11 protein-coding genes and 1 pseudogene are annotated in these 15,136 nt (G+C 66.7%); 3 read left to right on the top strand and 9 right to left on the bottom strand.

Going from position 1 to position 15,136, the window contains the following annotated elements; genetic code table 11:
• Positions 1-176: 176 nt before the first annotated feature.
• The 3 genes from H9651_RS13275 (at position 177) to H9651_RS13265 (ending at position 5,719) form a co-directional block, all read left to right on the top strand.
• Entirely contained in the window at positions 177-932 is a 756-nt protein-coding gene (locus H9651_RS13275) for a hypothetical protein (RefSeq protein WP_225216779.1), read from the top strand.
• 229 nt (positions 933-1,161) lie between these two features.
• Entirely contained in the window at positions 1,162-5,052 is a 3,891-nt protein-coding gene (locus H9651_RS13270) for an NACHT domain-containing protein (protein WP_191719809.1), read from the top strand.
• A gap of 379 nt (positions 5,053-5,431) precedes the next feature.
• Positions 5,432-5,719: a hypothetical protein gene (locus tag H9651_RS13265; protein WP_191719808.1), complete on the top strand. Its 288-nt coding sequence runs from the start codon at positions 5,432-5,434 to the stop codon at positions 5,717-5,719.
• A gap of 83 nt (positions 5,720-5,802) precedes the next feature.
• On the opposite strand, the gene H9651_RS13260 is transcribed toward H9651_RS13265, so the two are convergent.
• The 9 genes and pseudogenes from H9651_RS13260 to H9651_RS13220 form a co-directional block, all read right to left on the bottom strand.
• On the bottom strand, positions 5,803-6,240 hold the full coding sequence (locus H9651_RS13260) for a GNAT family N-acetyltransferase (RefSeq protein ID WP_318244875.1): 438 nt from the start codon (positions 6,238-6,240) through the stop codon (positions 5,803-5,805).
• Between the two features lie 186 nt (positions 6,241-6,426).
• The gene (locus tag H9651_RS13255; RefSeq protein WP_191719807.1) at positions 6,427-7,395 is read right to left on the bottom strand and encodes a hypothetical protein; all 969 of its coding nucleotides are present in this window, start codon (positions 7,393-7,395) and stop codon (positions 6,427-6,429) included.
• Positions 7,388-7,663 carry a hypothetical protein gene (locus tag H9651_RS13250; RefSeq protein ID WP_191719806.1) on the bottom strand — a complete coding sequence of 92 codons (276 nt, stop codon included), beginning with the start codon at positions 7,661-7,663 and terminating at the stop codon, positions 7,388-7,390. Before H9651_RS13250 ends, H9651_RS13255 begins: the two co-directional genes overlap by 8 nt.
• A 97-nt stretch (positions 7,664-7,760) precedes the next feature.
• Positions 7,761-8,120: pseudogene (locus H9651_RS13245) on the bottom strand (tyrosine-type recombinase/integrase); the annotation flags it as partial.
• A gap of 76 nt (positions 8,121-8,196) precedes the next feature.
• Positions 8,197-9,519, bottom strand: a complete 1,323-nt coding sequence (locus H9651_RS13240; protein ID WP_191719805.1) for a tyrosine-type recombinase/integrase — start codon at positions 9,517-9,519, stop codon at positions 8,197-8,199.
• A complete protein-coding gene (locus tag H9651_RS13235; protein ID WP_191719804.1) occupies positions 9,519-9,743 on the bottom strand; it encodes a helix-turn-helix transcriptional regulator in 225 nt (74 codons plus the stop codon). Before H9651_RS13235 ends, H9651_RS13240 begins: the two co-directional genes overlap by 1 nt.
• A 491-nt stretch (positions 9,744-10,234) precedes the next feature.
• Positions 10,235-10,729: a GNAT family N-acetyltransferase gene (locus tag H9651_RS13230; RefSeq protein WP_191719844.1), complete on the bottom strand. Its 495-nt coding sequence runs from the start codon at positions 10,727-10,729 to the stop codon at positions 10,235-10,237.
• Between the two features lie 17 nt (positions 10,730-10,746).
• A complete protein-coding gene (locus tag H9651_RS13225; RefSeq protein WP_191719803.1) occupies positions 10,747-12,057 on the bottom strand; it encodes an FAD-dependent oxidoreductase in 1,311 nt (436 codons plus the stop codon).
• A 77-nt stretch (positions 12,058-12,134) separates the two neighbouring features.
• The gene (locus H9651_RS13220) at positions 12,135-15,134 is read right to left on the bottom strand and encodes a bifunctional [glutamine synthetase] adenylyltransferase/[glutamine synthetase]-adenylyl-L-tyrosine phosphorylase (RefSeq protein ID WP_191719802.1); all 3,000 of its coding nucleotides are present in this window, start codon (positions 15,132-15,134) and stop codon (positions 12,135-12,137) included.
• Between the last annotated feature and the right edge of the window lie 2 nt (positions 15,135-15,136).

Genomic DNA, 15,136 nt, shown 5'->3' with positions numbered 1-15,136 from the left:
CCCCCCCCCCCCCCCCCCACGCAGCGGCTCGCCACTTCTCGGATGCTCTGGAGACGGGGGCTATCGCTGACGCACTCGCGGGCCCGGCAGAGGAGTGGAGCCGGACGAACTTCCCGGAGCTGCTTGTCTTCTTGCGCGAGGTCAATCCGCCTGTGCTCCGCCGACTCGTGGCGTCCGTGGATCTCACTAAGTTCGAGCGGAACCTCCTTGCTGTGGAGAACCCGAGCGATGACCACTTCTACGTCGCTGCCGAACTCTGGGAATGCCGCCCCGACGAGGTGAATGGAATCCTCGAGAGATTCGAGCCCAGACTCGTACGGCTGAGCCTCTACTTCCCCCTCATGTCTCCGGAGTTGACGCTTCGCGCGATGCTGCGCGGCGTCCCTTTCGATCTCGGGTTGCAGCACCAGCGCTGGGACTTCGCAGCCGCCGTGATCTTGCGCCTTGCCGATGTCAATTGTGAGCTGACTGCCGAGCTGATGGAAAGCAACTTGACCGCCATGGTGGAGGGTCTGTCTGGCAATTTCAGTGACCCGTTTGAAGGGCTGGCGGCATGGGTTGCAGCCGCCGACAGCGTCGACCCGACCTATATTGATCGTGTCATCGGCGCGCTACCGGAGGGGGCTGTCAGCGCTTGGTCCAGTGCGATCAGAAGGCCGATGAAGTACGGACATGCGCGGCGCCGCGAGATCGCGCCGCTCGTGTTTCGCGCGCTAGATCTGCCAGGAACTGCGGCACAGGAAGCAAGAGAACTACTTCGAAAGTTTCCTTCGCTCGCCAAGCTCGATCCACTCAACGGAACCCGAGCGCCCAAGGAATCCACGGCCCCACATGAAGGTGTGGTGTCTACGCTGAGCCCGGCCCAAAGCATCGCTGCCGCGACGCCAGGTACAAATCCTGAGGCCGGGGCTCGCACGAATCGGCCCCTCTAGCGCGCACTGCCCGCATACGGATCGTGGTGGGCTCACGTCACTGTGGGCGCTCGCGATCTGCTAGCGTCTCCGCAACGTGACGACCCGCAAGGAACTCGTCGGTCACTGTGCCTGGCGAGCGTTAGCGTTCACGGCATTGGTCAGTCTTCTTGTGGCGCGCCGTCGGTCGGGTGCCGCAGTACTCCCTGGCCGCTCCGGAGCGAGTCGCCCGCGACCATATGCTGAGTGCGTGGGAGACGCATTGGGGAAGCGGGCAGGACCGTCTTTTTGGGGTGCGCGTATCGCGACAGCCCTGCCTGGCCCATTCCGAGCCGCAGTAGACGCGTGGCTCCTTCGCCCGGATCGGGGAACCTTTGATGCGCTGATTTCGAGTGCAGAAGCAGCGTTGCGCGATCCATCGGACGAACGTGTACCTAGCGAACTTGCCGAACCAACACGTGCGGCGATGGAGGGGGTTCTCTCGCGCCTGGCGTCCGAGCTGAGAGGACCGAATCAAAGCGACTTACGCGCTCAGGCACTTGCCGACGGTGAGATCTGGCATGAGCGCTTTACACGTGCGCCTGAGTTGAGCGATCAGGCGTTCGTGCTCGACGACGATCTGAGCGCTTACGCGAGCGCTCTCGCGCTGACGGTGGCCAACGGCGTGCGCGACTGGATAGTCGCAAACGACGCCAAGGTTCTCGCCGACGGACTGGGAGCTTTGCTGCGCAACCAAGAGTTGAAGAACCCCACACGCGACTCGAGCCGTGAAAATCCGAAAGAAAATCCTGTCTTCGATCGACTTAGTAGTGATTCGAGACGGTTTCTTGAGTCCGTCGGGTCCCAATTCGCCAGAGACGATTCCACGCCCGACGAACCCCACCCACTGTTCGTCTCCCGTGATCTACAAGCACAAGTCTTAAGCAGGATCCTCTCCGGCGATACAAGTCCGCTCATCGTGGTTGGTGAGGCAGGTTTTGGTAAGACGAGCCTCGTGTGGGGCGTTGCAAGGGCCTTGGCCCATACCCCCAGTCATCGTCCTCTCGCCGTCTCGGCGGCTTGGTTTCCTGGCGTCGCAAGGCCGGGAGAGGAGCGCGCCAATAGTGCTGACATCATTGCTGCACTTACCGACCTGGACGGCGCCGACCCGACTCCCGTCGTCCTGCTAGACACGGCCGACTTGCTTCTTCATTCCTCGGCCTCGGTCATCGCAGCGCAAGAGCTCGTCGAAGAGTTGTCGGACCTCCAAGTCCCTCTGGTGCTCACAGTCAGACCTGCCGAGGCTGAGAAGCTCACACCGCAGATCGAACGAGTTACTTTGGATAGGTACTCGCCCGACGAGATGAGCGCGGCTGTTCGCGCCCTCGCCCGCAAGTACCTGCCCGCCCACTCCTCTGAGGAACTCGTCGAAATGATTCAACGAGCGCGGGTCCGCCAATTGCCGGTGCTGGAGGTGCTCCAATCGCCCTTATTGCTCACAATGCTCTTTGACTTGAGTCACGGTGTAGCGCCCTCAATGGACATGGATGTGACGAGCCTCTATCGCCAGTACTGGCACGACCGAATCGAGAGCGACCGCCGAGACCTCGGTACGGAACCGTCTCCGTCTGATGATCTGACTGCCATCGCGTGCCGTATCGCACTCGCGATGGTGGCCGAAGGCAGCCCCGACGTCCAGATCGACGCACTGATGGACGCCGTGACCCAGGTGGACTTCCAGGCACCCCTTATGCAACCGCTCGTCGCGCTGAACTCCCTCGCGAGTCGTGGGGTAATCGTCCGTGCGACCGATCGCGTGCGATTCTTCCATCAGACGCTTTTCGAGTTCGTGGCCGCTCAGGCTCTCTTGCGTCGGCCAGATCCTGTGGGGGAAGCGAACCGGTTACTGGAATACGTCCTCCATGAGCCACTCGATCTTTTCATCGGGGCGGTGCTCGAGCAGTTGCTCGTTCTTCTCTCTGGAACGATGGCGCGGCGTGACTCAGTGGCGACGGCCGTCCGACGGATTCTTGCTTCGGACAGTCCGACTGTCACGCAGATTGGCGTTGCAGTCTGCGCGCGGCAGCCCGCGTTTGAGCCGCAATTGACAGCACACCTTGACCGGCTGCCCTCGATAGCGCTGCGCCGATTTCTCTCCCTCTCCCCGCAAATTCGCGACATTGACGTTTCAGACGTCATCGCCCGCATTTGGCAAGCGCGTCGTAGCGACGTGCTACACGATGTCATTCGCGCGATTGGACGAATTGCTCGCCGCGATCCCGTCGGTATGAGCGAGCTCGCCCGCGAAATCAATCTGGTGGGGTACATCCTCTCCGAAGCGCCCCAGACGCTGAGCAACGCGACAGACATCTACACAACGCTGTTCACCCTCGCTGAGTCGGATCCCGACCTTGTGAGGCGCAGTGTGCTTGCGATCTTTGACGCGGATCCCGGTCCGGAGTCTCTGATCCTCTTGATGGGGTTCGTCACCGATCATTGGAACGCCATCGGTGACCACGCGTACCTCACAGAGATCTACCGCAAGGTCGAGAGCGTTCTGGGTGAGCGCAATCGGGTGCCAGGACGAAGCGTGCGCAACGCACTTGGAGCACTGCTCCATCAAGAGCGACTTCGCGCAGGCGCTGACACGCTCGATGAACGAATCATTCGCGCACATCAAGTTCTTGCCGCCGTCGATGCGAGCACAACGTCGTTCGAGGTAGGCGCCGAGCTCGTGGCGCTGGCGCTCGAGATGAGACGACTCGCTCCGGGCGACGATCCCGAACCGTATCTCGACGAGATTTTCAAGATTCGAGCGGATATGGGGCCGCCCCAGGTCGTCGGGCTATTGGTCGGTCCCCTTCTCGCCGAAGCTTCAGTAGTCCGCGAACCCTTAGTTGAGCGGATACGGTCAGTGCTAATTGAGGGACTTCCGAGCCGCGACAACGGTCGAGACTTGACGAGCGCTCAGCGTTGGGCCATCGCAGCGCGGCGTGCTCTTTTGGATCCACGCGTTGATCCAGCGATCGCCGCGTCCTGTCTAAGGGGTGTTTCGGGAACGGACGGACTCGACTTTTGGGGAGACCCGGCCTACGGCCTAAACATTCTCGCGACTGCAGCGACTGGTGGGCACCTCGGCGCCCGAGCCGTCATTGAGCGCTTGGTCGACGATCCTGCAGCCCTCGACGCTTCTGCGCAACGCACGTTCATCGACACTGCGCGTGCTTATGCGGCGGAGGATCTTCTGCTATCCCGCGCCGCAATCTCAGTGGCGATATCCTGTGATGCTCTCGGCGCGTTGCAGGAGATGGCGCAGTGGCCGGCCTGCGCGGGCGTGTTGGCGCAGCGGCACGTCGATCTTCGTACCTGCCTGGTCAAGCACCTCGAGGGCGACGATGGAATGCAGAAGCGGGCGATCACCCTCTGGGCGAGCCTCCAGCGCGCCCGCGTCCTAGTCCCGGATGTTGACGAATTAGAAGCGGCGTTCAGGAGCGTGCGGGTCGGGCTCGATAAGTCGCGAGTGGTTCGGATGATGGTTCCGGTTGTGCGCGCCAGCGCTGAACAGGCGCAATTGGCCGATCGATGGTTAGAGTCCCTCGACCCGACAAACTTTGGTCCATTGATCGACGCTCGGATCGCGGTCCGCCGAGCAATATTGGGGTCCCATGGCTCGGATCGAGACTGGCCGAACCTGCTCGCACTATCGCTCCGACCCCGCGCCTCAGGAAGCAAGGTCGTCGAGCCATCGATGATGCACGATGCGAGCACCTTCATCCGCCGAACCATCAGTCAGGGAGAGTTGGCGTTGGCGAGCGCGCAGTTTTTGGATATCGCCACGCAGGCGACCACCCTTCCACTAAGCGGCAAGCAACGACGGAACCTCACCGCTGTTTTCTACGGGATCGCCGTCGAACTGTCTTTACAGGGCGAACCGGACGTGGTCGCCGCCCTTGCCTCGCATGTTAGCCGGATCACTGCGAATTTGGCTGAAGTGATCGTGCGTGCTGCGATCGGCAGACCTACCGCCAGGACCGTGATCGAGCAGGCTTTGACCAACGGAGAGATGTCCGGCGACATCGCGCAGTACACGGCCGGAAAGCTGAGCGAGTTGCCGCGCGAGGTCGGACGTGGTCCGTTTCCGGCGATCTACCGGGCAGCCTAGGCCACTCCCGCTGCATCGCCCAGCGAGCAGTCGCGTCAATGTCATGAACTCGCGGACCACCCGCATACGAATGTCCCGACCCGTACGATCAAACCGCTGCGAACGGCAGGGGTCAGGGCGGCTTGCCTCCCACGCCGAGGAGACACTTCGCACGGGATGAGCCCGGCATTCCCACGAGATGTATCCGCCCCGCCAACGCCTCGTTCAGCACAAAGCCACCGCCACTGACGCGGTTCCGGCGGAGACCTGGCTTCATCCGCGCACAGCGGTTCCAAGCCGTTCGATGACCGGACTGGATCACAATCGAGAGCATTGGCCCCTCTACCGTGCATCGCCCGATGAGGGATCCTGGCGTCGGGCGCCTCGATAGTGTCGACGAATGAGCGAACGTAAGAGGTCAATCGCGGCGTGGGCGATCGCCTGTGTCATGATCGCGGCGGGTGCCGTAGTGCTCGTCGTCGGCTTGCTGACGCCGGTCACGTTCGCCTGGTTCGCGTCTCAACCGCTTGCCGACGCGACGTTCTTTCCCGGCGCTGGCGTGTTCCTATCCGGGGTCACGATCATCGGGTGGGTCATCATGACGATCGGGCTCCTGGCAGTCGCCTTCCTCGCGGGCCGGCGCACTGCCCGGTGGCCCAGCCAGGGCAACTCCGATTCTGCAACGTGACGGACCAGCGCGGACACAGGTTCCCGAGCGTGACTGTCTGTGGATCCAGACGCTGTGCGACCGGTGCCGGTGGATCGGGTCCGCTACCCGACTGGCGCGAATCCTTCACCCCAGCGCAGCATCCAGGATTTCGCGTCCTTGAGCTGCTCGAACCCGAACTGCTCGTATAGGCCCTGGGCGTCTTCGGTGAAGAGCGCGGTGCGCTTAAGTCCGAGAGGCTTGAGGTCATCGATGATTCCGGCCATGATTCGTTTTCCGACGCCTCGGCCACGCGCGGCGGGGTCGACGAAGACATCCGCGATCCAGGCGAACGTGGCGCCGTCGGTAATCGCTCGCGCGTAGCCGAGTTGTCGACCACTCTCTGCGTCGAACACGCCGTAGTTGCGGGAGCCGGACATGGCGACCTCGTGCGCCTCACGGCTCCGGCCTCGCGCCCAGTACGACTCCTCCGCCAGCCAGCGATGTATACGATCAACGTCCATGGCTAATAGGTCAGCGGTGAAGATCAAGTCCTGGGGCACAGCTCGATCCAACCATCGGTGCTGGACTCGGCAACAAGGCCGCTTGCGATCAAGTGGACCGGCGCCTGGCTATTTCCGCACGGGACGCCCCACCGTTGCGCACTGCCCGCTGAGGGATCGGGATCGGGCTACGGACGTCCCATGCGGCGCCATCGCGTGTGCGCGACGCCGAGAACGGCCGCGAAATCAGAGCAGGAAATCGGGCGCTCGCTCTGCATGATCCGACGTCAGCCACTGGAAGACGGCGAGAGATGAGGTCGGAGACACGGCACTGGGACGTAGATATCTGGTGCTCGCTACTTCGAGAGCGCGGCGGCGCGGCTCGGTGTACACGTCGAGTGGGAGGAGCCCTGCACGGAAGCGCGTCCGTGAGATTTCGGCGACACGCGCCCGGAGTTCGAGTTCGTGATCAGTGAAGTAGGCGTCCGCCATGGCCAGAACCTCGCGGACCGCGCGCCGGTCTTCCGATTGCCGCTGCATGACGTGCACCAACTCGGGTGGCGTCGCCGCATCCTGCTCACGGATCCGAGCAATCTCCTCCCTGCTGCGCTGCCGGGTGAAGAACGTGTCCGCGGCGGCGGCGTTGTGTCGCCGCTCCGCAGCGAGCACCCGGTGAAGCCGGCGGTCTGGCAGCCCGGCGCGTGCGCGACGACGGGACAACCGCCGCGCTTCGTTCTCCCGCTGCCGATAGGACTCCGACTGAGAAGGGCTGGGCGACCACTCCGACACACGGCCGACCGCCCGTGCCCGGGCGACCGCGCGCCGACGAGCTTCGTTCGCCTTCTGCGGGTCCGTGGCCTCTCGCGCGCGCCGGCGCTCGGCGATTGCGTCACGGTTCCGGTAGTAGTAATCGCGCTGAGCCTGGTTATACGTCTCCGGGTGCCTTTGCTTGTACCGCTCGCGCGCCTGCCGGCGCTCTTCCGGATGCTCCCTTGCCCATGCCTTCGCCCGCTCAATCGCCTTCTGTCGACGTTCCTTCTCCACTCGCTCGCGTTGCGTGCGCTGACGCTCGCGCTCACGGTTCGTCTCGCGGATGTGCTCCCGGTTCCGCTGCCGGTAGTCGGCGTAGTACGTCGGGTGAGCGTCGTTCCACGCTTGCCGCTGTGCTGCCTGCCGCTCGGCGCGCCCGTCGTCGTTGTGCGGCTCGTCACTCATCGTGACCTACAGCGAGCACACCATTGAGCTCGGTGAGCGCCGTGAACAGTTCTTCGCGCGTCGCCGTCGGGTCGGTGATCGCTCGCGCGATGAGAGCCCGCATCCTCTCCGACTCGGTGTCGGACACGTCGCCGAGTCGGGCGATACACCATTCGATGTCCTCGGCGAGACGGTACGTCGGGTCATCTCGCTGGATGCCGGGGTAATAGAGGAACGCGAGCACCGCTACGTGTTCCAGGACGGCATCGGCGTGTTCTCGATCGGTCATGCCATCAAGGTGCGCGTGCGATTCCCTCCCGGCTCTCCCCTGCGACGGGCTCCCTGGCACGTGCTGGGTGCCGGGGAGTCCGTCGACGCCGCTGCGGTCATGTCTCCTTCGTGAATGCCCGGTCCAGTAGTTGGGCGGTCACCGGGTTCACCATCTCGTTGCGTCGGATGTAGTGCTGGATCGTGATCTTCGGATCGGTGTGGCCCAGCAGTTCAGCCGCGAGTTCGACGCCCGCTTGCTCGTTGATCGCTGTCGCCACGGTGCGGCGGAAGGCATGCGGAGTTACCCCCGTTATGCCGGCGATCTTCATGACATGACGCAGCTGGCGGCGGACGTTGTTCGTCGAAAGGGGTGTTCCTTCTCGGCTGCAGAACAGGAGGGCGTCCAGTGACGGGTCGGCGAGTCGCGCTAGCCTGCGCCGGACGGCCTCGGCGGTGAAGCTCGGTATCGCTACTGTCGTCGACGAACGTGCGCAGCAGCGGCTCGTAGTTGCTCACAATCATGCGTTGTCAGTTCTCCCTCTTCGCGGCCTTTCACGCGTCAATGCCCGCGAACACCTCATCGAGCGCGTCGGCCGCGATTTCGACAATGAGGTCGGGGCGCTTCGCGTAGTGGCCTTCGGTGATCGCCGCGTCACTGTGCCCGAGCAGATCGCGTGCGACCTCGACGCCGGCCGTGTTCGATACCGCCGCGGCGACGGCCTTGCGGAGGCTGCGGAAGGTGAGGTGCTCGGCGTCGACGCCGATAGCCAAGAGCTCCGGCTTGAACTCGCGGCGGAACATCCGTAGCAGCTCGCCGACTGCGCTGGGGTCGCGCGGACGGCCGCGCTCGGTGGTGAACAGCACGTCGTCGGGATTCCGTTCGGGATCGGGAACATGGCCGGCCACGAGCTCGCTCAGCACCTTGGCGGCGAACTTCGGAACGCGAACCCAACGCTTCTGCCGCTCCGCCTTGGGCGAGTCCTGGCGGAACAGGCCGCGGGACTTCGTGCGAACCATCGTCCCCCCGACCCAGACGAGCGCCTCCATCGTGAGGCTTCCATCTGGCTGCTCCACCGCCTCGAACCGCACGTCCTGGAACCGGATCGCAATCGGCTCCGCGGTTCTCTCGGAAGTGCCGAGCGTGATGAGGATGTAGTCCGCGAGCAGTTTGTAGTTGGGCCGCCGGCCCACCGGATACCGCGCCCGGTGTCGCTCCGGCCACACGTCGCGGATGAGGTGGAGGATGTACTTGACCTGCACCGCGTCTAGTTCGAAGTACACCGTGTTCGGCTCATCCGCTCGCCGGGTCGCACGGATGGGGTTCGCGACGACGACCGCTCCGTACCGTGTCTGCTGGATCGACCCGGCAGCCGAGAAATGTCCCTGCTGGATCGCCCAATCGAACATGAGCGACATCACGTTACGAACCTTGTTCGCGGTCGTCACCGACTTCTCCCGTGCGATGTCCATGAGCAGCCCGTCGGCGCGATCAGCGGTGATGTCGGCGATACGGATGGCTCCGGCGCGCGGGGTGACATGCGCTCGGACCACAGATGCGTAGCCATCGACGGTCTGCTCGCGGCGTTGGCGCAGCACTCGCGGGTCGTCGTCGTGATACGCCGTCCTCAGCCACGCCGTCGCCAACTCCGCCACGGTCATGACCTGCGTGCGTCGTGCCAGGACTCGACCGACTGCAACATCGGCCGCTTCCTGCAATGCGGCCAGCGCCTCGGCTTCGGTCGCTCCGCTGCCGCTCGGACGACGCTCGCGCCCGTTGCCGTCGTAGACCCGTCCTCGCGCGATGACGAGACCGCTCCCCTCAACGGTGTAGGTCACCTTGCCGAGTTCGCCGAGCGCGCGCTTCGGCCGCGCCATCAGTCGACCGCCCCGTCCATCGGAGCCACGATCCGCCCTGCGATGAACGCCTCGATATCCTCATCGCGGTAGCGGACGTTGTGCGCCGAGAGTGCGACGAACGGCAATCCGAGACCTCTGCTGCGCGCGCGCTCCGTCCGCCAGTCAGCGAGCGTCCTGATGGGGATGCCCGTATAGTCGGCAAGCTCCTGGGCAGTCCAGAGGCGAGTGCGGTCGGCGCTCATATCAAACAGGTAGGCGGCACCTCCCGTAGACCCCCAGGAAGACCCGTAGGGCGGCCAAGAGTCGGCAAAACGGACAGGTTCTCGGACACCCGCAGCAGCGACCCACCCCATGCTCAGCATCGCACTTCCCTTAGTTCGCAGGGAGTACGATCCTGTGGAACACCCTCCGATCTCAGATCCTGAAGCCGAGCTGTACTTCGGCGTCTGACCACCGCACGCACTGAGGCCCTCCGCCCCCCCCTTCACACGGGTCGGAGGGCCTCAGTCGTTGCGGCCGAGCGCGCACAACGTCGCCAAAGCCGGACGCGTCCCCGCGGCTGCCCGTGCACAACGTCGCCATTGCGCGTTGCAGCGGGGCTGCCGGGCGGGTTTCGGCCATGATCCCGCCTGATCAGCGACGTTGTGCGCGCCGTACACCTGCGGCCGTGAGCGAGATGGCGACGTTGTGCGGGGCGTACCGCCGGGAGGGCGGGCCGAGTCGGGACGGGGCGTCAGCCGAGTCCGTTGCGTGAACTGCGGCGCTCGATGAGGACGGTGTCGCGCCAGGTCCCCGCATGGGGGCCGGCGGCCGCGCGGGCGATGCGTTCCCGCCGCCCCACCACCCGGAAACCCGCCGCCTCGTGCAACCGCAGGCTCGCGGCGTTCTCCGGGAAGACCGCGGACTGGATCGTCCAGACCCCCTCGTCCTCGGCGGCCGTCACGAACGCGGTCAGCAGCAGCCGTCCGATGCCGAGCCCGCGGGCGGCGCGGGCGACGTAGACCGAGTGCTCGATCACGCCGCGGTAGGCCTCGCGCGTCGACACCCGCGATGCCGCGACCCATCCGCACACCCGACCCGCGTCGTCTTCGGCGACCAGCCTCAGCCCGGGGAGTTTTGCGGCATCGAACTCCGCCCACTCCGGTACACGCGACTCGAAGGTCGCCTCACCGTCCTCGACGCCCTGTCGATAGATCTCCGCGACGGCAGCCCAGTCCGCCGCGACCATCCCCCGCGCCGTCGCCGTCACGCGCAGCATCCGTCGCCCTGGTCCGTGGAGCACACCCCTGTCGCCGGCAGCACGAGCTCGACCTGCGTCGCCGCCGCGGCATCGCCCGCCAGCCATGCTGTCACCGACCGGACCTGCTCGTAGCCCGTGGTCAGCAGAAAGGTCGGGGCGCGTCCGTAGGACTTCATGCCGACGATGAAGAACCCCGGCTCGGGGTGCGACAGTTCACGGAACCCGTGCGGCGCAACGGTGCCGCACGAGTGCTCGTTGGGATCGATGAGCGGCGCGAGTCGTCGAGGCGCTTCGACGATGTCATCGAGGTCGAGTCGGATCTCGCGCAGCATCGCCAGATCGGGGCGGAAGCCGGTCGCGTTGACGACGACGTCAGTCAGGTGCGTCGTCGCAGCACCGCGTCGCTGCCCGATGAGTTCGACGGCGGCGTCGGTGCGGCGGGCGCTCAGGATCTCGAACCCGTCGATCACCGTGATCTCGCCGCGCGCGACAGCGGCTTCGACCCGGCCGCCCAGGTCGGCGCGGCCGACGAGCGCGTCGTCGGGCGAGGACGACACGCGCACCGCCTGTGTGTTGCGGATGAGCCACGTCACGGTGGTGCCGGCCGCCTCACGGGCGAGTGCCGCGAGTCCCAGCAGGGTGTTGGCCGCCGAGTGGCCGGCGCCGACGACCGTGACGCGCCGCCCGGCGAACACATCGCGGTCGCGGCCGCGCACGTCGGGCAGTGCGGGGGTGACGCGGTCGGCGATCTCGGCCATGCCCAGCAGATCGAGCCCGTTCGAGGAGAGCGGATTGGGCGAGGAGTAGGTGCCTGATGCGTCGATCACGGCGCGCGCGGTGGTCTCGGTGACCTCTCCCGATGCCGCGCGCAGGCGCAGCACGAACGGAGCCGCGGCGCGTGCCCGGGTGCGGGTGCGGTCCATGCCGTGCCGGGCGACGGCGATCACCGCGACTCCGGTGCGCACGTGTGCGGCGATCGCCGGCACCTGCGCCAGCGGGGCGATGTACTGCCGCACGACTTCGTCGCCGGTGGGCGCCCGGTCCGGCGACGGCAGTTCCCATCCCTCCGCCTCCAACAGGCGGCGGGAGGCGGGGTCGACGAGGTGCCGCCATGGTGAGAACATGCGCGTGTGGCCCCAGGATCGCATGCTGTCGGCCACCTGATCGCCCGCTTCGTACACGACGAAGTCGATCCCTCGCTCGGCGAGGTTCGCCGCCGCCGCCAGACCGATCGGTCCTGCCCCGATGATCGCCACGGGTAGGACGGCGAGGCGCTCGTCCGCGGGCGGCCGGGGTGTCAGGTCCACGAGGGTCATGGGATCTGTCTACTCCGCGTATCGATGCGTGTCAATATCGATTGGCATCGATATGTGGATGGTGTCCACCGCCCGCGTCAGCCGTAGAAGAGCGCTTCGAACACGCGCCGGGCGCGGCGGGCGGTGCCGAGGTAGTCCTCCTCGACGCGGGTGGCCGACCGCGGCGGGTACTCCAGCAGCCGCCCGATGCCGTCCAGGCGCCGCCGGTCGGTGGGCAGGATGTCGCTCGTCTGGCCGGACAGCAGCGTGTTCGCCGAACGCAGCCGGCTCGACAGTCGCCACGCCTCCGCGAGCCGCTCGGCCGCGGCATCCGTGACGAGCCCGGCCTCGACCGCGGCCTGCAGCGCGGCCATCGTCGAGGTGGTCCGCAGCCCCGGCACCGCGTGCGCGTGCTCGAACTGCAGCAACTGCACGAGCCATTCCACATCGCTGAGCGACCCCGGTCCGAGCTTCAGATGCCGGGAGCGATCGGCACCCTGCGGCAGCCGCTCGTTCTCGACGCGCGCCTTGATGCGCTTGATCTCGCGCACCGCCTGAGGGTCTGCCGACTGCGGGTACCGCACCTGGTCGGCCACCTTCGTGAACGCCTCGATGAGCTTGACGCTGCCGGCGACGCCGCGGGCGCGCAGCAGCGCCTGCGCCTCCCACGACACCGACCAGCGGCGGTAGTACTCCTCGTACGCCTCGAGCGACCGCACGAGCGGTCCGTTGCGGCCTTCGGGACGCAGATCGGCATCGAGGTCCAGCGGCACGCGGTTGTCCTCGGAGTGTGCCCGCAGGCCGGCCACGAGCTTGAGGGCGAGCTCGTGCGCGCGCTGCGGGTCGACGCCGTTCGCACGGTAGACGTACAGCACGTCGGCGTCGGACCCGAATCCGAGCTCCGCTCCCCCGAACCTGCCCATCGCGATCACCGAGAAATCGAGATCGGCGTCTTCGGGCGGGACGACTTCCCGCCGCACGGCGCGCAGCGTCGCCTGGATCGTGACCTCGGTGACCGTCGTGAGGGCGTGGGCGATCTGTTCGATGGTGAGGTCTTCGAGCATGGATGCCATCGCCAGCCGCAGCAGTTCCCGGCGGCGCAGAGCCCGCACGGCCCGCATGGCGTCCTCGATCGTCGCGTGCCGCGACTGGATGGCCCTGGCCTCCTCCTCGAGCACGACGCCGGCCCGCGGACGAAGCTGCTCGCCCGAATCCAGCCAGGCCACGGACTCGGGTATCCACTCCATCAGCTCGCCGACGTAGCGCGATCCGGACAGCACGCGGGTGAGCCGTTCGGCGGCACCGGACGAGTCGCGCAGCATGCGCAGGAACCAGGGCGTGTCCCCCAGCCGCTCACTGATGCGCCGGAACGCCAGCAGCCCGTAGTCGGGGTCGACCCCATCGGCGAACCACCGCAGCATCACCGGCATGAGGTGACGCTGGATCGACGCCTTGCGGCTCAGCCCGCTGGTGAGAGCCCCGATGTGGCGCAGCGCCCCCGCGGGATCCTGGAAGCCGATCGCGGCGAGCCGGTCGTGCGCCTGCGCCATCGACAGCGTCTGCTCCTCGGCGGGCAGCGCGGCCACCGCCGAGAGCAGCGGCTTGTAGAAGAGGCGCACGTGGATCTCGCGCACCTCGCGCTTGACCGACTCCCACAGTTTCCACACGCCCTCGCCGGTGTCGGCGAGGTGCGAGGCGCGGGCGAGCTCCCGCAGGCCCTCCGGGGTGCGGGGCATGAGGTGGGTGCGGCTGAGGCCGCGCAGCTGCAGCCGGTGCTCCAGCACGCGCAGGACGCGGTAGTCGCGGGCGAACACGGCGGCGTCGGCGCGCGCGATGTACCCCTCGGCCACGAGGGCCTCGAGCGCGTCCAGTGTGCCGCGCTGCCGGATGGCCTCGTCGGCGAGGCCGTGCACCAGCTGCAGCAGCTGCACGGTGAATTCGATGTCCCGGATGCCCCCGGGCCCGAGCTTCAGCTGGTACGGGACGTCTTCTGCGGGAATGTGCTCGGTGACCCGCTCGCGCATGCGCTGGACGCTGTCGACGAAGTTCTCCCGCGCCGCGCTCGTCCAGATCTTCGGCTGCACCGCGGCGACGTAGCGGGCCCCGAGATCGGGGTCGCCGGCGAGAGGGCGGGCCTTCAAGAGGGCCTGGAACTCCCAGCTCTTGGCCCACCGGTCGTAGTAGGCCAGGTGCGAGTCGAGGGTGCGCACGAGGGCTCCCTGCGTGCCCTCGGGGCGCAGGTTCGCATCGACCTCCCACAGCGGTGGCTCGATCTCGACGCTCGAGATGCCGCGCATCGTGAGGACGGCCAGCCGTGTGGCGATGTCGAGGGCGCGGTTCTCGCCGAATTCGGCGAGCAGTCCTTCGTCGCCGCCGCCGACGAAGATCACATCGACGTCGCTGACGTAGTTGAGTTCGCGGGCGCCGGCTTTGCCCATGCCGATGATCGCGAGCTGTGTCGCTGCGACGTGCTCCCGCGTGAACAGCCCGGGGCCCGTGGGTCCGCTCACGCGGGTGCGCGCCACGCAGAGCGAGGCCTCCAGGGCCGCACCGGCGGCATCCGCCAGCGCCGCGGCGACCGCGGCCAGTACCTCTTCGGGGTCTGGGCTCAGCAGGTCGAACACCGCGATGCGGGCGAGCATGCGCCGGTACCGCACCCGCAGCGACACCCATGCCGCATCGTCACCCTGCGCGGCGAAGCCGTCGTCGGCCCCCACCGAGTGCAGCAGGCTCGCCCGCAGCTCGTCGGCGGTCGGGAGCGTGCCGGGTCCGGCCGGGAGGTGCTCGAGCTCAGCGGGGTGGCGCAGGAAGAACTCACCGAACCCCGTCGAGGCGCCCAATAGCGCCCACGCCGCACGGGCGGAGCCAGGTCGCTGGAACAGGGCGCGCACGGGCGCCGTGTCGCGTCGCGCGATACGTGCGAAGGCGTCGAGCGCCCCGTTCGGGTCGGCCGCAGCCTCTGCGTGCGCCACGAGCATCGCCCGGTCGATGCCGAGACACTCCTCGAGCTCGGCGAACAGTGCATCTGCGTCGGCCAGTCGCGTGAAACCCCGGCGCGCCAGGTCGGTCAGCGCGGTCGAGCGTTCGTTCATGGCCATGC

Origin of the sequence: Microbacterium pullorum (assembly GCF_014836535.1) — a bacterium.
GTDB classification, from domain to species: Bacteria; Actinomycetota; Actinomycetes; order Actinomycetales; family Microbacteriaceae; genus Microbacterium; species Microbacterium pullorum.
Note: the sequence above shows the minus strand (reverse complement) of the source record. Positions and strands in the feature narration are given on the sequence as shown.